General features: G+C 62.5%; 12 protein-coding genes. 7 read left to right on the top strand and 5 right to left on the bottom strand.

Annotation, left to right across the window (positions count from 1 at the left end; genetic code table 11):
- Positions 1–35 precede the first annotated feature (35 nt).
- Entirely contained in the window at positions 36–494 is a 459-nt protein-coding gene (locus PH551_RS19085; RefSeq protein WP_085781564.1) for a YbaK/EbsC family protein, read from the bottom strand.
- A 249-nt stretch (positions 495–743) separates the two neighbouring features.
- Here PH551_RS19085 and PH551_RS19080 point away from each other — a divergent pair, with 249 nt between their 5' ends.
- From PH551_RS19080 to PH551_RS19050, 7 genes are all read left to right on the top strand, one after another.
- Entirely contained in the window at positions 744–2,090 is a 1,347-nt protein-coding gene (locus tag PH551_RS19080; protein ID WP_285194400.1) for an extracellular solute-binding protein, read from the top strand.
- Between the two features lie 64 nt (positions 2,091–2,154).
- A complete protein-coding gene (locus PH551_RS19075; RefSeq protein ID WP_285194398.1) occupies positions 2,155–3,456 on the top strand; it encodes a carbohydrate ABC transporter permease in 1,302 nt (433 codons plus the stop codon).
- Between the two features lie 2 nt (positions 3,457–3,458).
- Positions 3,459–4,301, top strand: coding sequence for a carbohydrate ABC transporter permease (locus PH551_RS19070; protein WP_085781561.1), 843 nt, complete (start codon positions 3,459–3,461; stop codon positions 4,299–4,301).
- Complete coding sequence (locus PH551_RS19065; RefSeq protein ID WP_285194396.1) at positions 4,301–5,356, top strand: ABC transporter ATP-binding protein; 1,056 nt, start codon at positions 4,301–4,303, stop codon at positions 5,354–5,356. The genes PH551_RS19070 and PH551_RS19065 overlap by 1 nt, the downstream gene beginning before the upstream one ends.
- Positions 5,356–6,126 (top strand): glycerophosphodiester phosphodiesterase, encoded by a 771-nt coding sequence (locus tag PH551_RS19060; protein ID WP_285194394.1) that lies wholly within the window; start codon positions 5,356–5,358, stop codon positions 6,124–6,126. The genes PH551_RS19065 and PH551_RS19060 overlap by 1 nt, the downstream gene beginning before the upstream one ends.
- Positions 6,119–7,123, top strand: a complete 1,005-nt coding sequence (locus tag PH551_RS19055; protein ID WP_285194392.1) for a LacI family DNA-binding transcriptional regulator — start codon at positions 6,119–6,121, stop codon at positions 7,121–7,123. The genes PH551_RS19060 and PH551_RS19055 overlap by 8 nt, the downstream gene beginning before the upstream one ends.
- Positions 7,123–7,944 carry an inositol monophosphatase family protein gene (locus PH551_RS19050; protein ID WP_285194390.1) on the top strand — a complete coding sequence of 274 codons (822 nt, stop codon included), beginning with the start codon at positions 7,123–7,125 and terminating at the stop codon, positions 7,942–7,944. The genes PH551_RS19055 and PH551_RS19050 overlap by 1 nt, the downstream gene beginning before the upstream one ends.
- On the opposite strand, the gene PH551_RS19045 is transcribed toward PH551_RS19050, so the two are convergent.
- The 4 genes from PH551_RS19045 to PH551_RS19030 form a co-directional block, all read right to left on the bottom strand.
- On the bottom strand, positions 7,941–8,810 hold the full coding sequence (locus tag PH551_RS19045) for a glycerophosphodiester phosphodiesterase (protein WP_285194388.1): 870 nt from the start codon (positions 8,808–8,810) through the stop codon (positions 7,941–7,943). The genes PH551_RS19050 and PH551_RS19045 overlap by 4 nt on opposite strands.
- Positions 8,811–9,036: 226 nt before the next feature.
- Positions 9,037–10,434, bottom strand: coding sequence for an LLM class flavin-dependent oxidoreductase (locus tag PH551_RS19040; RefSeq protein WP_285194385.1), 1,398 nt, complete (start codon positions 10,432–10,434; stop codon positions 9,037–9,039).
- An 18-nt stretch (positions 10,435–10,452) separates the two neighbouring features.
- Positions 10,453–11,502: an ABC transporter permease gene (locus PH551_RS19035; protein WP_285194383.1), complete on the bottom strand. Its 1,050-nt coding sequence runs from the start codon at positions 11,500–11,502 to the stop codon at positions 10,453–10,455.
- Positions 11,499–12,911, bottom strand: a 1,413-nt coding sequence (locus PH551_RS19030; RefSeq protein ID WP_285194380.1) for a sugar ABC transporter ATP-binding protein, incomplete at its 5' end; no start/stop codon positions are given. The genes PH551_RS19035 and PH551_RS19030, both read right to left, overlap by 4 nt.

Here is a 12,911-nt window from a genome sequence, read left to right as displayed (position 1 = left end):
GTCGTCTTTCTTCTGTTTGAAGTTATTCGGCCGCTTTATTGGCAGACGTCGACCCAGCTGGCGCCGGTCAGCTCGGCCAGCCTTCCTGTGGCGATGCGCACGGCCGAATTGGTCGAGCCGGCCGCCGGCACCACTTCATCGAAGCGTTTCAGCGAAATATCGCAATAAATAGGCAGCGGTGAGGGCAGGCCGAACGGGCAGACACCGCCGACGGGATGGCTGGTGACCGCCATGACCTCTTCGGCATCGAGCATGCGCCCCTTGGCCCCGAAAGTGTCCTTGAACTTGCGATTATCCAGCCGCGCCGTACCGCCGGCAACGACCAGCATCATCTGCTCGCCGACGCGCAGGCAGATCGTCTTGGCGATCTGGGCGGGCTCAACGCCATGGGCTTCGGCGGCAAGCGCCACCGTCGAGGAGCTCTCGGCGGTTTCGATGATTTCGATGTCGGGTGCGTGGGTGCCGAAGAAGGCGCGGACGGATTCAAGGCTCATGGGTGGGATGCTAGACCAGGAAAGGCGCAATTTGAAGCATAAAAGATGCTCGCCGAACACCGCCGCTTGCAAGTGCCGCGGACATCGTCATAATAATTTTGCACACGTGCTCAATTTTGTCATTCGGCCGTTACAACAAGCCCATAGAGCGGGACTCGTCACGTTTTCGCGGGCTTTCGAAGCGGTCGTCAACACCAGTGATGACCCGTCAAAGAGGCCTCACACTGCTCTTCTGGGGAGATGAAGAAGATGACCATTTTGCCGACGTTGAAATCCCTTACTATCGCGGCTGCCATCCTGGCCTCGACCTCCATATTCGCACTTGCCAAGGACGTCACCATCAGCGTCTGGGCCGGCGGCACCGGCCCGAACGACGTCTATCGTCTCGATGCCATCGAGATCGCGGCTCAGCAGTTGCAGCGCGAAGCCGCCCTCAAGGGCGAAGATCTGAAAATCACCGTCGAGAAGAAGCCCTATAGCGCCTGGGAAGACTTCAAACAGGCCTTGACCCTTGCCGCAGAAGCAAAGACCGCCCCGAACATCGTCGTCAGCGGCCATGAGGACATCGCGCCTTGGTCGCAATCCGGCCTGATCGTTCCGATCGAGGATTATGTCGACCTCGATTCCTGGCCGCTCAACGGCATCTACGAAAATCTTCTGAAGATCGCCTCCTACAACGGCACCGTCTACGGCATCCCGCAGGATGCCGAATCCCGACCGATGTTCTTCTGGAAGCCTTACATGAAGGCGATCGGCTACAGCGACGCCGATCTCGACGCCCTGCCTCAGAACGTGCAGGACGGCAAGTATACGATGAAGAACCTGCTCGAAGACGCCAAGAAGATGCAGGACAAAGGCCTCGTCCAGCCCGGCTACGGCTTTTATCCGCGCACCAGCAACGGTCCGGATTACTGGCAGTTCTACACCAGCTTCGGCGGCACGATGGAAGAAGGTGGCAAGCTCGTTTTCGACAAGGCCGCGATGACCCGCACTTATCAGTTTTTTGCCGACGCCGTTAAAGCAGGCGTCACCAAGAAGAACCATATCGGCATGCCGGGCGATCAGTGGTGGAAGGAAGTCGCCACCGGCAAGGCCGGCATCTGGGACGGCGGCACCTGGCACTATGCCCGTCTCGTCAACCAGGAAGGCCTCAAGGATTTCTTCGGAAACGTGATCTTCACGCTGATACCGGCTGGCGAAGGTGGCAAGGCCAATACGCTGACGCATCCGCTCGTCTATCTCCTGACCGCAGGTCACAGCCAGGATGATACGGAGATTGCTGCCCAGCTGGTCAAAATCGCCTCTGAGCCCCGCACCAATGCGTTGCATGCGGTCAAATCGGCCCATCTCGGCATTTCCGAGGCGGAGTCCCAGGTCGATTTCTATTCCGCCGACCGCTGGACCCGCGAAGCCACCGAACGCCTGCTGCCGCATGCCAACGCGATGCCGAACAATTCCGATTTCGGCACCTATTGGAACATCATGTGGAAGAACCTCGAAGCTTCCTGGACCGGCGCCAAGGCAGTCGACGCCGCAGTCGGCGACGCCGAAAGCGAGCTGAAAAGCACGCTCGGCGACAAGATCGTCATCCGCTAAGATCGAAGCGTCCCTCCGGGCGGCGGCGACCCGCCGCCCGATCGATCCCTTCGAGGAGGCTTCCATGAAATCGTCCAGAACGCTCGGCCTGGTGATGATCGCGCCTGCGGCGATTATGATCGTGCTTTTCTTCCTGATGCCGGTCGTTCTGACGGCAGTCTTTTCTATGACGAACATGACCACGGCGACCGGCATTTCAGGAGGTGTCTATCAGATCGCACCCAATTCGTTGATCACGCTGAAATCGGTAATGCCGGAGATCGCGGCCGAGTTGGCCGAGCCGCGCTACACGATCGACGAAGCCGGCCTCAAGGCCGTGGAGAGCCTCGGCCTTGCGCCTGCGATCGCGGCGGAGTTGCGCGCCAAGCACGCCGGCGAGGTCTTTGCGACGCGGCGCGAGGCCGAACGTATGATCAAGGATCTTGCCGAACGACCTTCGACGCGGGAGGTCAAACAGATCTCCGAACAGTTCAACCGCTCCGTCCTCAATACGCGCTTCGGCAGCAAGGAACAGCTGTTTTCGTCGCTGGACGGACTGGGGTTCAAGCTGACGCCGGAGCAGAAGGAAACCGTCGCCAAGACCACCTATACCGGCTGGACCTGGACGACCGACAATTTCTCACGCATGACCAGATCGCCCGACATGGCGCGTGTGCTTTTCAATACCGTGCTCTATGTCGCGCTGGTATTGATGCTCTTCAACGTCGGTTATGCTCTGCTGCTTGCCATCTGGACGCATTACATGCCTGCGACGCCGGCCTCGATCTTTCGCGGCATCTGGCTCCTGCCGCGCATCACGCCCGTCGTCATCTACGTCATGTTGTGGAAGTGGCTCGCCTGGGACAGCGGCTTCATCTCCATCCTGATGGGCAAATTCGGCTACCCCCCGAAGAACTATCTGCTCGATACCGCCTATAATGCCTGGTCTTTCGTCGTGCTGATCAACGGCTTCATCGGCGCCTCGATGGGCATGCTGGTGTTCTCGTCGGCGATGAAGGCCATCCCGAAGAGCCAGTTCTATGCGAGCGAGGTCGACGGCGCCTCACGCTGGCAGCAGATCCGCTACATCATCCTGCCCCAGATGCGCTGGCCGATCCTCTTCGTCACCTGCTATCAGACGCTGTCGCTGCTCGCCTCCTTCAATGAAATCCTGCTCGCCACCAATGGCGGGCCGGGCAACGCGACCGAGGTCTGGGCCCTCTCCGCCTATCACACCGCGCTCAGAAATTATGCCGGCAATCTCGAATACGGGCTGGGAGCCGCCATGGCGCTGGTGCTCGTCGTCATCGGCGTGATGCTGTCGCTCCTCTATCTGCGCGTCTTCAACTACCGCACGCTTGTCGCCAAGCCCTTGATCGAGGATTGACCATGGCCGAACGATCCCAACCCTCGGCAAATTACAGCAGCTGGCCCGTCATGGCGGCGCTTACCATCGTCAGCCTGCCGCTGCTATTGATGTATGTCTATCTCTTCCTCGACACCGTAACAATAAAGCAGCAGGACGCGTTGCTGCCGTCGGGCCTGACGCTCGATCACTGGCGTTTCCTGTGGCAGACGACGCCGGGTAAAGCCAACATCTGGCAGGTGACCGTGAATACGCTGCTCTTTGCAGCCAGCACCACCAGCGTCGTGCTCATCGTCTCTTCGATGGCCGGTTACGTGCTCTCGCGCCTGAACGTGCCGGCGCGTGGCTTCTTCCTTGCCGGCGTCATGGTGCTGCATGCCTTCCCGTCCGTGACGCTGATCATCGCCATCTTCATCGTGCTGCAGATGATAGGCCTCTATAACTCGCTGATCGGCGTCATCCTGGTGAAGGCGGCGATCGACCTGCCGCTCGGCATCTGGCTGATGAAAGGCTTCTACGACACCGTACCCTGGGAAATCGAAATGGCCGGCGTCGTCGACGGCGCATCGCGTTTCAGGGTTTGGCGCAGCCTGGTGCTGCCGCAGGTCAAGCCCGGCATCATGGCGCTGGGCCTGTTCTCCTTCCTGTCCGGCTGGGGCGAGTTCATCCTGCCGCAGGTGCTGGCGCCGGGCAACCAGGTGCAGGTGCTGTCGGTCTATCTCGCTGGCTTCCTTGCCGACGACAACAATTACGATTTCAACATGTTCAAGGCGGTCGGCCTCTTCTACCTCATTCCGGTGCTGATCGCTTACGCGCTCTTCAATAAATACCTCATGAACATCTACGGCGGCGGGAGCAAAGGCTGATGCGCATCCTCCTCGACAATTTCTCGAAGAGCTTCGGCTCCACCAAGGTCATCGAGAACATGCAGCTCGAGGTCGCCGGCGGCGAGATGCTGGCGCTGCTTGGCCCGTCCGGCTGCGGCAAGTCGACGACGCTTTTTGCAGTCTGCGGCATCCACCGGCCGACCGGCGGACGCATCCTTTTCGGCGATCGGGATGTCACGGACCTGCCGAGCCAAGCCCGCAATGTCGGTGTCGTCTTCCAGTCTTATGCGCTCTACCCGCACATGACGGTTGCCGAGAACATTGGATTTCCTCTGAAGGTCAAGGGCGCGCCTGCCGCCGAGATCCGCAAAGAGGTCGATCGTATCGCAGCCCTGGTTCACATCGGCAATCTGATGAGCCGCAGGCCGGCCGAGCTTTCCGGCGGCCAGCAGCAGCGTGTGGCGCTGGCCCGGGCGCTGATCCGCAAGCCAGACGTGCTGCTGCTCGACGAACCCCTCGCCAATCTCGATGCCAAGCTGCGCCTCGAAATGCGTTCGGAGATCCGCCGCCTGCAGCGCGAGACCGGCATCACCGCCATCCTTGTCACCCATGACCAGGTGGAGGCGATGAGCATGTGCGACCGCATCGCCATCATGAAAGAGGGCGAGATCGTCCAGATCGCCACGCCGGCCGAGATGTACAACGATCCGAGGACCGCCTTCGTCGCCGGCTTTCTCGGCAATCCGCCGATCACCTTCCTGCGCGGCGTCATGGAAAACGGCGCTTTCGCAATTCCGGAAAGTGAGATCCGGGTGCCGTTGCCCGACGCGATCGGCGCCGCCGAAGGCAGCAAGCTGATGCTTGGCGTCCGGCCGGAGCATTTTACGCCGGCCGGCGACATCACCGTGACCGGCAAGATCACCTTCGCCGAAACGCAAGGGCGAGAGAATCTTTACGACGTGCGTCTTGCCAGCGGGCCGCTGCTACGCTCGATCCAGCCGGCGCGCAACGATATTCACGTCGGCGACGATGTCGCCTGGGGGATCGACAGCCGCGGCGTGTTCGTCTTCGACGAGAACGGAACGAGGCTCTGATGACCCGCGATTTTTCAGCCTTCTTCCAACGTTACGGCTGGCCGACGGCCAAGGGCCGGCTTCCCTTCTGCATCGGCCATCGCGGCGCCAGCGGCCATGAACGCGAAAACACGCTCGCCGCGTTCCGCCGCGCAGCCGAACTCGGCGCGGAGATGTGGGAGCTCGACACGCAGCTGACCGGCGACGGCGTGGTGGTCGTCTCGCATGACGACCATCTGGACCGGGTCTACGGCATCGACCGGCGCATCTCGGAAATGACGGCGGCGGAGCTTGCCGACCTTGACGGCGTCGACGTGCCGAGCTTTTCAGAGGTCGCCGCTCTCGCTCGAGAGACGGGGACCGGCCTCTATGTCGAGCTCAAGGCGCCGGGGACCGGCATCCGATGCTGGCAGCACCTTGTCGAAATGAACCAGCGCTTTGCCTCCCTTGGCTCCTTCGATACCGCTCAGGTGCGCGAACTCAGGGACGCTGCCTGCGATTTTCCGCTCTCGGTGCTGATCCGCGTCGGCCACGATCCGCATGCTCTCGGTGATGAGGCCGGCGCAGATATCCTCCATCTCTGCTGGGAAAGGGCAGGGGAGCGTCCGCAGGATCTGGTGACCGAGTCGCTGCTGCATCGTGCCTTCGAGGTGGGCCGCGAGATCGTGCTCTGGCACGAAGAGCGGCGGACCATTCTCGATGACCTCATGAAACTCCCGGTTCTCGGCATCTGCACCGATCTGCCCGATCTGATGCGGCCGCCGACGACGAAGGAGAAAGCACTTGGCTGACAAGGTCAAGGGACCGCGCAAGGTAACCTCCTTCGACGTGGCGCGGGTGGCCGGCGTCTCGCGCGCCGCCGTGTCGCGCGCCTTCACGCCGGATGCCAGCGTTTCGCCGAAAACGCGCGAGAAGGTCTATCAGGCCGCCAAGGAACTCGGCTATCGAGTGAATTATCTTGCGCGAAGCCTCACCAACAAGCGTTCCGATCTCGTCGGTCTCGTCGCCGCGGGTTTCGACAACCCGTTCCGCACGCTGCAGATCGAGCATCTGTCTCGGGCGCTGCTCGCCCGTAACTTCCGCCCGATCCTGCTGCCAACCTCACAGGAGGCGGATACTTCAACGGTCATTGGCCAGTTGCTGCATTACGCCGTGTCAGGCGTCATCGTCACATCGGACGCACCGCCGACCGAAATCTGCGAACAATGCGCGGCCGAAGGCGTGCCGATCGTGCTGATCAACAAGGGCAACGACATTCCTTTCGTCGACCGCATCATCTCCGACGACAGCATGGCGGGTCATCTGGCGGCCAGCCATCTGATCGATAGCGGCGTGCGTAAGCCCGCCGTGATGGCCGCCCCGGCCAGATCCTATACGGCGCGACGTCGCAGCGAAGCCTTCATCGCCCGCTGCAAGCAGCTTGGCGTCGGGGCGCAGTTCCTGCAGGTCAAAATCAACGACTATCGGAGCGGTTATGACGCGGCGACCGGCCTCGCCGCATCCGGCATCGACGGGCTATTCTGCGCCAACGACTATATGGCCTGCGGCGTGATCGACCGCGTCATGCAGGGCAGGAGCCGCGACGAGACGCTGCCGCTCCGCATTATCGGCCATGACGACATCCCCCAGGCCGCGTGGACCGCCTACGATCTGACGACCATCCGCCAGCCATGCGACATCCAGGCAGAACAAACCGTCGACCTGCTGATCAGCCGGATGGCCGAACCGGAGCTGACGGCGCGTGTCGAGTCCACGCCGGTGACATTGATAAGAAGAAGGACCGCCTGATGAATGCCGCATTCGACGCCGCTGCCATCCGTGCACGGGCTGAGGCCGCCATTGCTGTTGCGCTCGAGGTTGGACGGGAGACAGCCAGGTTTCGGCGCGAGTCGGATCCCGGCACTCTCGCCGTTCAAAGCAAGGGATTGCAGGACTTCGTCACCATCGCCGACGGGAGAGCGGAGCAGGCGATCCGCCAGGGGCTCATCTCGCGCTTCCCCGACGATACCTTCATGGGAGAAGAGAGCGGCGGGCAATCGGAAGGAGCCGGCACCTGGGTCGTCGATCCGATCGACGGCACGACCAACTATATCAGGGGCTTTAGTTATTGGGGCGTTTCGATCGCCTTTGTCGTCGGCGACAAGGTCGAGATCGGCGTCGTTTACGACGCTGCTGAGGATAAAGTCTTTCACGCTGTTCGCGGCGGCGGCGCCTTCAAGGATGGGCTGCCGATCCATGCGGCGACGACTGCCGATCCCGCCAGTGCGCTCATCATTCTCGGGCATTCGCGCAAAACGAGCTTCGACGAGTATCTCGCGCTTTCCAGGCGACTACATGAGCGCGGCATGGATTATCGGCGCATGGGCGCAGCCGCCATCGACCTTGTGCGCGTCGCCGAGGGCGCCGCTGACCTCTGTTACGAACGTCACCTCAATGCCTGGGATATGCTCGCCGGTGCGCTGATCGCCGAAGAGGCCGGCGCCACGGTTGTGATGCCGCCGGTCGGCAGCCTACTTGCCGATGGCGGCCCTGTCGTCGCCCATGCGCCGGGGCTCGCAGGTGAATTTGCCTTCATCCTTGAGAGCGCGGGACTGACGCTCGCCAGTTAGCCGGGGATGCGACGGCGCCATGCGCGTTCGGTCGCCGGCGCTTCGTCGGTGGTGATCTGGTCCGGCTTCAGGGCCATCAGCGCCGAAAAGTTCCGCCATTCCGCATCGCTGAATCCAGCCTCCGGATCCTTCAAGGTGAAGGTCCATGCATCGACGCGTTTGCCTTCGTCCCGGCAGAGTCCGATCAGGTCGAAGCCATCCTCGGCGGCATCAAGGATCAGCTGCCAGTGGAGATAGACGGTATCAGGTTCGGTCGGACCGCGAAGGTCGGCGCGCAGTTCCATTTCGGCCGCCCTCCAGCCGCTGGCCTGACAGATATCGTGAAGTTTCTCGGTCGGATCGATGCCGCGCATGAGATGCGGAAGCTTTTCCTTGACCGCCACAATGAGGTCGAGACTGCCACCGCTGACGATCACCGAGGCGGTGATGTCACGGAAATGCACCGCAAGATGCTCGATGCCGCGGGTGCCGACAGCTTCGTAATCGTCCTTCATGTCGAATTGCAGCAATGCGGCCGGATGCGTTGACTGCATCATGTCGGCAAGATCCTCGCTAAGGATCAGCGGCCGGGCGCCGTCCTTCATCCTGACATCGCGGAGGTCGGCAACGTTCTTGGCAGCGATTGGTCCGCGGCCCGTCGTTTCACCTTCGAGCTCCCTGTCGTGCAGCACGGCGAAGCCGCCGTCGGCACGCACGCGCAGATCGAGTTCCATCGAGGCGCCTGCCGCAAAACCTTCCGCCATCACTTCGGCGGAGAACAGGGGATCGGCAACGCGCTTGCGCAGCCGGTGCCATTTCAGACGGGTGTGATGCCCCTCGTGCGAAATCTCCAGGCCCTGCGAATCCGCCAATGTCGTCATCTGCATCCAGTCTCCGCGATGCCACTCTCCTGCCTTGCGAGCACGCGATTATCAAGAGCCAAATATTCAGCGGCCGAATGCTGCCACATCGCCTCTGAAGCGGCGGCGGCACCCGCGGACGACCCGCTTACCTGAGCGCTGTGGGGGTCGGCGTCGCATGGCTCGGTGACGGCCTCAATAAAATTCGAATGATCGGGGTTCGCGAGACATTTTTTCAGCAGCTATTATTTGTTCAACCGTTGGCGGCCACGCGCGCCGGTTCGCTAAACAGATTGCGGTAGGCCGCCCCCGGATGCGGCGCGACAAGCCGTGGGCCTGCTCCTCCAAGCTTTTCCCGCAGCGTTCCTTTGGCATATTCGGTCTTGTAGACGCCGCGCTTCTGCAATTCCGGCACCAGCAGGTCGACGGCATCCTCGAAACTCTCGGGCGTCACGGCATAGGCGAGGTTGAATCCGTCGACATCGGTATCCTCGATCCATTCCTGCATCAGATCAGCGACTGTCTGCGGCGAGCCGACGAAAACTGGACCGAAGCCGCCGACGCCGACCCAATCGGCCATTTCGCGCACCGTCCATTCCTTTGTGGGATCAATCGTGGTGAAGGTCTCGACGGCCGATTGCACCGCATTGGTATGACGATGCCGCAGCACCTCATCGGGTGCGAACTGACCGAAATCGATGCCCGTCCAGCCGGAGATCAGCGTCAATGCGCCCTCGAAGGAGGCGTATTTGCGGTATTCGTTGAACTTGCGCTGCGCCTCGGCATCCGTCTCGCCGAGCACCACAGTCTGCAGGTTGAAGGCAAGGATTTCGCGTGGGTTGCGGCCGACGCGCTCGGCTGCCTCGCGGACATTGGCGACATAGCGTTTCAACACGGCCTTTGACGGCGAGGCGACGAAGATGCATTCGGCGTGGGCGCCGGCGAAATCCTTGCCGCGGCTGGAGGCGCCGGCCTGGTAGAGTACCGGCGTGCGCTGCGGCGAGGGTTCGCTCAAATGGATGCCGGGCACGTTGAAATGCTTGCCGGAATGGTTGATCGGATGGACCTTGTCCGGATGGGTGAAGATACCGCTTTCCCGGTCGCGAACGACGGCACCGTCCTCCCAGCTGCCCTCCCACAGCTTGTAGCAGACCTCGAGATATTCCTCGGCGAGATCGTAACGATCGTCATGCTTCGTCTGCGCGGGCTGGCCGATATTCAGCGCGCCGCTGTTGAGATAGGAGGTGACGATGTTCCAGCCGACACGCCCCTTCGTCAGGTGGTCAAGCGTCGAGATGCGCCGGGCGAAAGTGTAGGGATGCTCGAAGGAGAGTGAGGCGGTCAGGCCGAAGCCGAGATGCTCTGTCTCGTGAGACATCGTCGGGATGAGCTGCAGCGGATCGTTGACCGGCACCTGCGCGGAATGGCGCAGTGCCGCATCGACATTGCCGTTCAGCACATCGTAGACGCCGAGCACGTCGGCGATGAACAGCCCGTCGAACTTGCCGCGCTCTAGCGTCTTTGCCAGATGCACCCAATAGTCGAGATCCTTGTAGGTCCAGGACTTGTCGCGCGGATGGCGCCAGAGCCCCGGCGACTGATGTCCGACGCAATTCATATCGAAGGCGTTCAGCCTGATTTGGCGGGTCATGTCTTTTCTTCCTTGAAATTAAGGATTGCTACGGCCGAGGCCGTAGGTCAGGGCCAAGGCCCCGACGAGCACGGCGCCCTTGACGAAATCCTGGGTGTAGTAGGGGGCGTTCAGCATGGTGAGACCGTTCAAGAGCACGCCGACGAAGACGGCGCCGGCGATGGTGCCGAGCACGTTCGGACGCCTGAGATTGAGGACGGCGAAACCGATCAGTGCGGCAGCGACCGAATCCATCAGCAGCGAGCCGCCGGAAGAGACGTCCCCGCGCCCGACACGGGCGGCGATGACGATGCCGCCGAGCGATGCCAGCGTGCCCGACAGGACATAGGCAAGGGTCTTCAGCTTGACGGTCGAGGCTCCCGCAAGCCGGGTGGCGACCTCATTGCCGCCGGTCGCAAACAGCAGCCGGCCTATGCGGGTGCGCTCGGTGAGGATGAAAAGGAGAACAGCGACGGCGGCCATCAGCACCACGGAAACGGGCAGGGTGCCGAGGATGCTGTAGCGGCCGATCAGCAGGAAGGCCGGGTCGTAGGCCCCGGTTGCCTTCGAGCCGTCGGGCAAGGTGAGACCCGCAGAAATCGACCGGCCTGCCGTCGGGATCAGCTGCAGGCCGGAGAGCAGGAACATCATCGCCAGTGTCGCCAGCAGGTCCGGCACCTTCAGGCGGACGATGAGGAAGGCGTTGACGAGACCGACCAAGGCGCCGAAGGCGAGGACCAGCGGCACCGTCGCATAAGCGTCGAAGCCCCACACGATCATCGCGTAACTCGCCGCCATGACGCTCGATGCGGCGACTGCGCCGATCGACAGATCGAAGCCGCCGACGGCGAGCGTGACGGTGACGCCGGCGCCAAGAATGGCGACCACGGAAACCGCCTGCAGAATGCTCATCAGATTGGTGATATTGATGAAGGCGGGCTCGGCGATGGTGAAGCCGACGACGAGGAGCGCAAGCAGGATGAAGACCGCGCCCGCACGCAGAAACGCGCCGAGGGCGGCCAGTGGATTGCGGTCGGCCCGCGGCACGGCGCCTGCCTGCGGCACGGTTTCTTCGTCGATCGTCGTCATACGGATATTCCCTGGATTTCAGGATGAGGGGCGGCATCGTCGGCCGCAGGTCTCAACACGTGGCGGTCGATGACGAGAATGCGGTCGGCCACCTCATAGGCCTCCTCCGGATCGGAGGTCGCAATCAGCGTCGCCCGGTCGGTGCGGGCGCGGATGGCCCGGATAATGTCGCGGCGGGCGCCGACATCGACGCCCTGGAAGGGTTCGTCGAGCAGCAGCAGCCGGCTTGGCTCCGCCTCCCATCGGGCGATCACCGCCTTCTGCTGGTTGCCGCCGGAGAGCGACCAGATCGATGCGAGCGGCCCGGCGGCCTTGATGCCCAGACGGGTGATCGCCTGTTCGGCCTGGCGGCGTTCACGCCCGCCGACAAGGAAACCGCTGGGATACCATTTTCCAAGATGCGGCAGGCTGATCGTCGCCGATAGTGAATGGCCAGGCCACGCCGGGGGCATGAGCGAAGAGCGATGCCGGTCTTCGGCCGCCATGGCGACACCCGCCGCGATTGCTTCGGCCGCACTCTTCGGCCGGTACGGCCGGCCGTCGAGAAACATCGCGCCACGCTGAAGCGCCGTCACGCCGAAGATCGCCCGGAGCAACCTGCTCTTGCCGGCGCCGAGCACGCCGGTGACCGCCACCACCTCGCCCTCATGCAGCGACAGGTCGAAGGTCGCGCCTTCCGGCAGCAGGCTGATATCGCGCATTTCGAAAATCGCCGGGCCGATCGCGGGCCGCGCATCAGGCCGCGCCGCTTCCAGCTTGCGGCCGATCATTGTCTCGATGGCACTCGAAAAATCGATCGGCCGCGAGAAGGTTCCGACGACCCGGCCGCCGCGCATGACGAGCGCACGGTCGGCGATCGCTTCGAGATCGGCTGTACGATGCGAGATATAGAGGATCGCTAGGCCCCGCTTGCGCAGCCTCAGCAAAATATCGAACAGCCGTCGGCTTTCCTCGCCGGAAAGGCTTGCCGTCGGCTCGTCGAGAATCAGGAGATCGGCGCGATTGGCAAGTGCGCGGGCGATTGCCACGAGTTGCCGGTCAGCGCTGGTAAGTTCCCCAAAATCACGGTCGAGCGGCAGGCTGAAGCCGGCGGCATCGAGCATCGCCTGTGCGGCGCGGCGGATGCCGGCGCGTGACACGAAGAAGGGTGTGCTGCAATCGGCGAAACGATTAAGCAGCAGCGCATCGGCAACGGTCAGTCCCGCCGCGCCGACAATATCTGTCGATTGGTGTACGGTGACGACACCGGCTTTCGCCGCTTCGGCCGGGCTGCGCGGCGCGAAACGGTGGCCCTCGAGATGGATCGTGCCGCCATCAGCCGCGAGCACCCCGGAAAGGATCTTTACCAGTGTCGATTTGCCGGCGCCGTTTGCACCCATCAGCGCCACGATCTCGCCGCGCTCTATAGA

This window comes from Rhizobium atlanticum, from assembly GCF_030182485.1.
Classification (GTDB): domain Bacteria; phylum Pseudomonadota; class Alphaproteobacteria; order Rhizobiales; family Rhizobiaceae; genus Rhizobium.
Note: the sequence above shows the minus strand (reverse complement) of the source record. Positions and strands in the feature narration are given on the sequence as shown.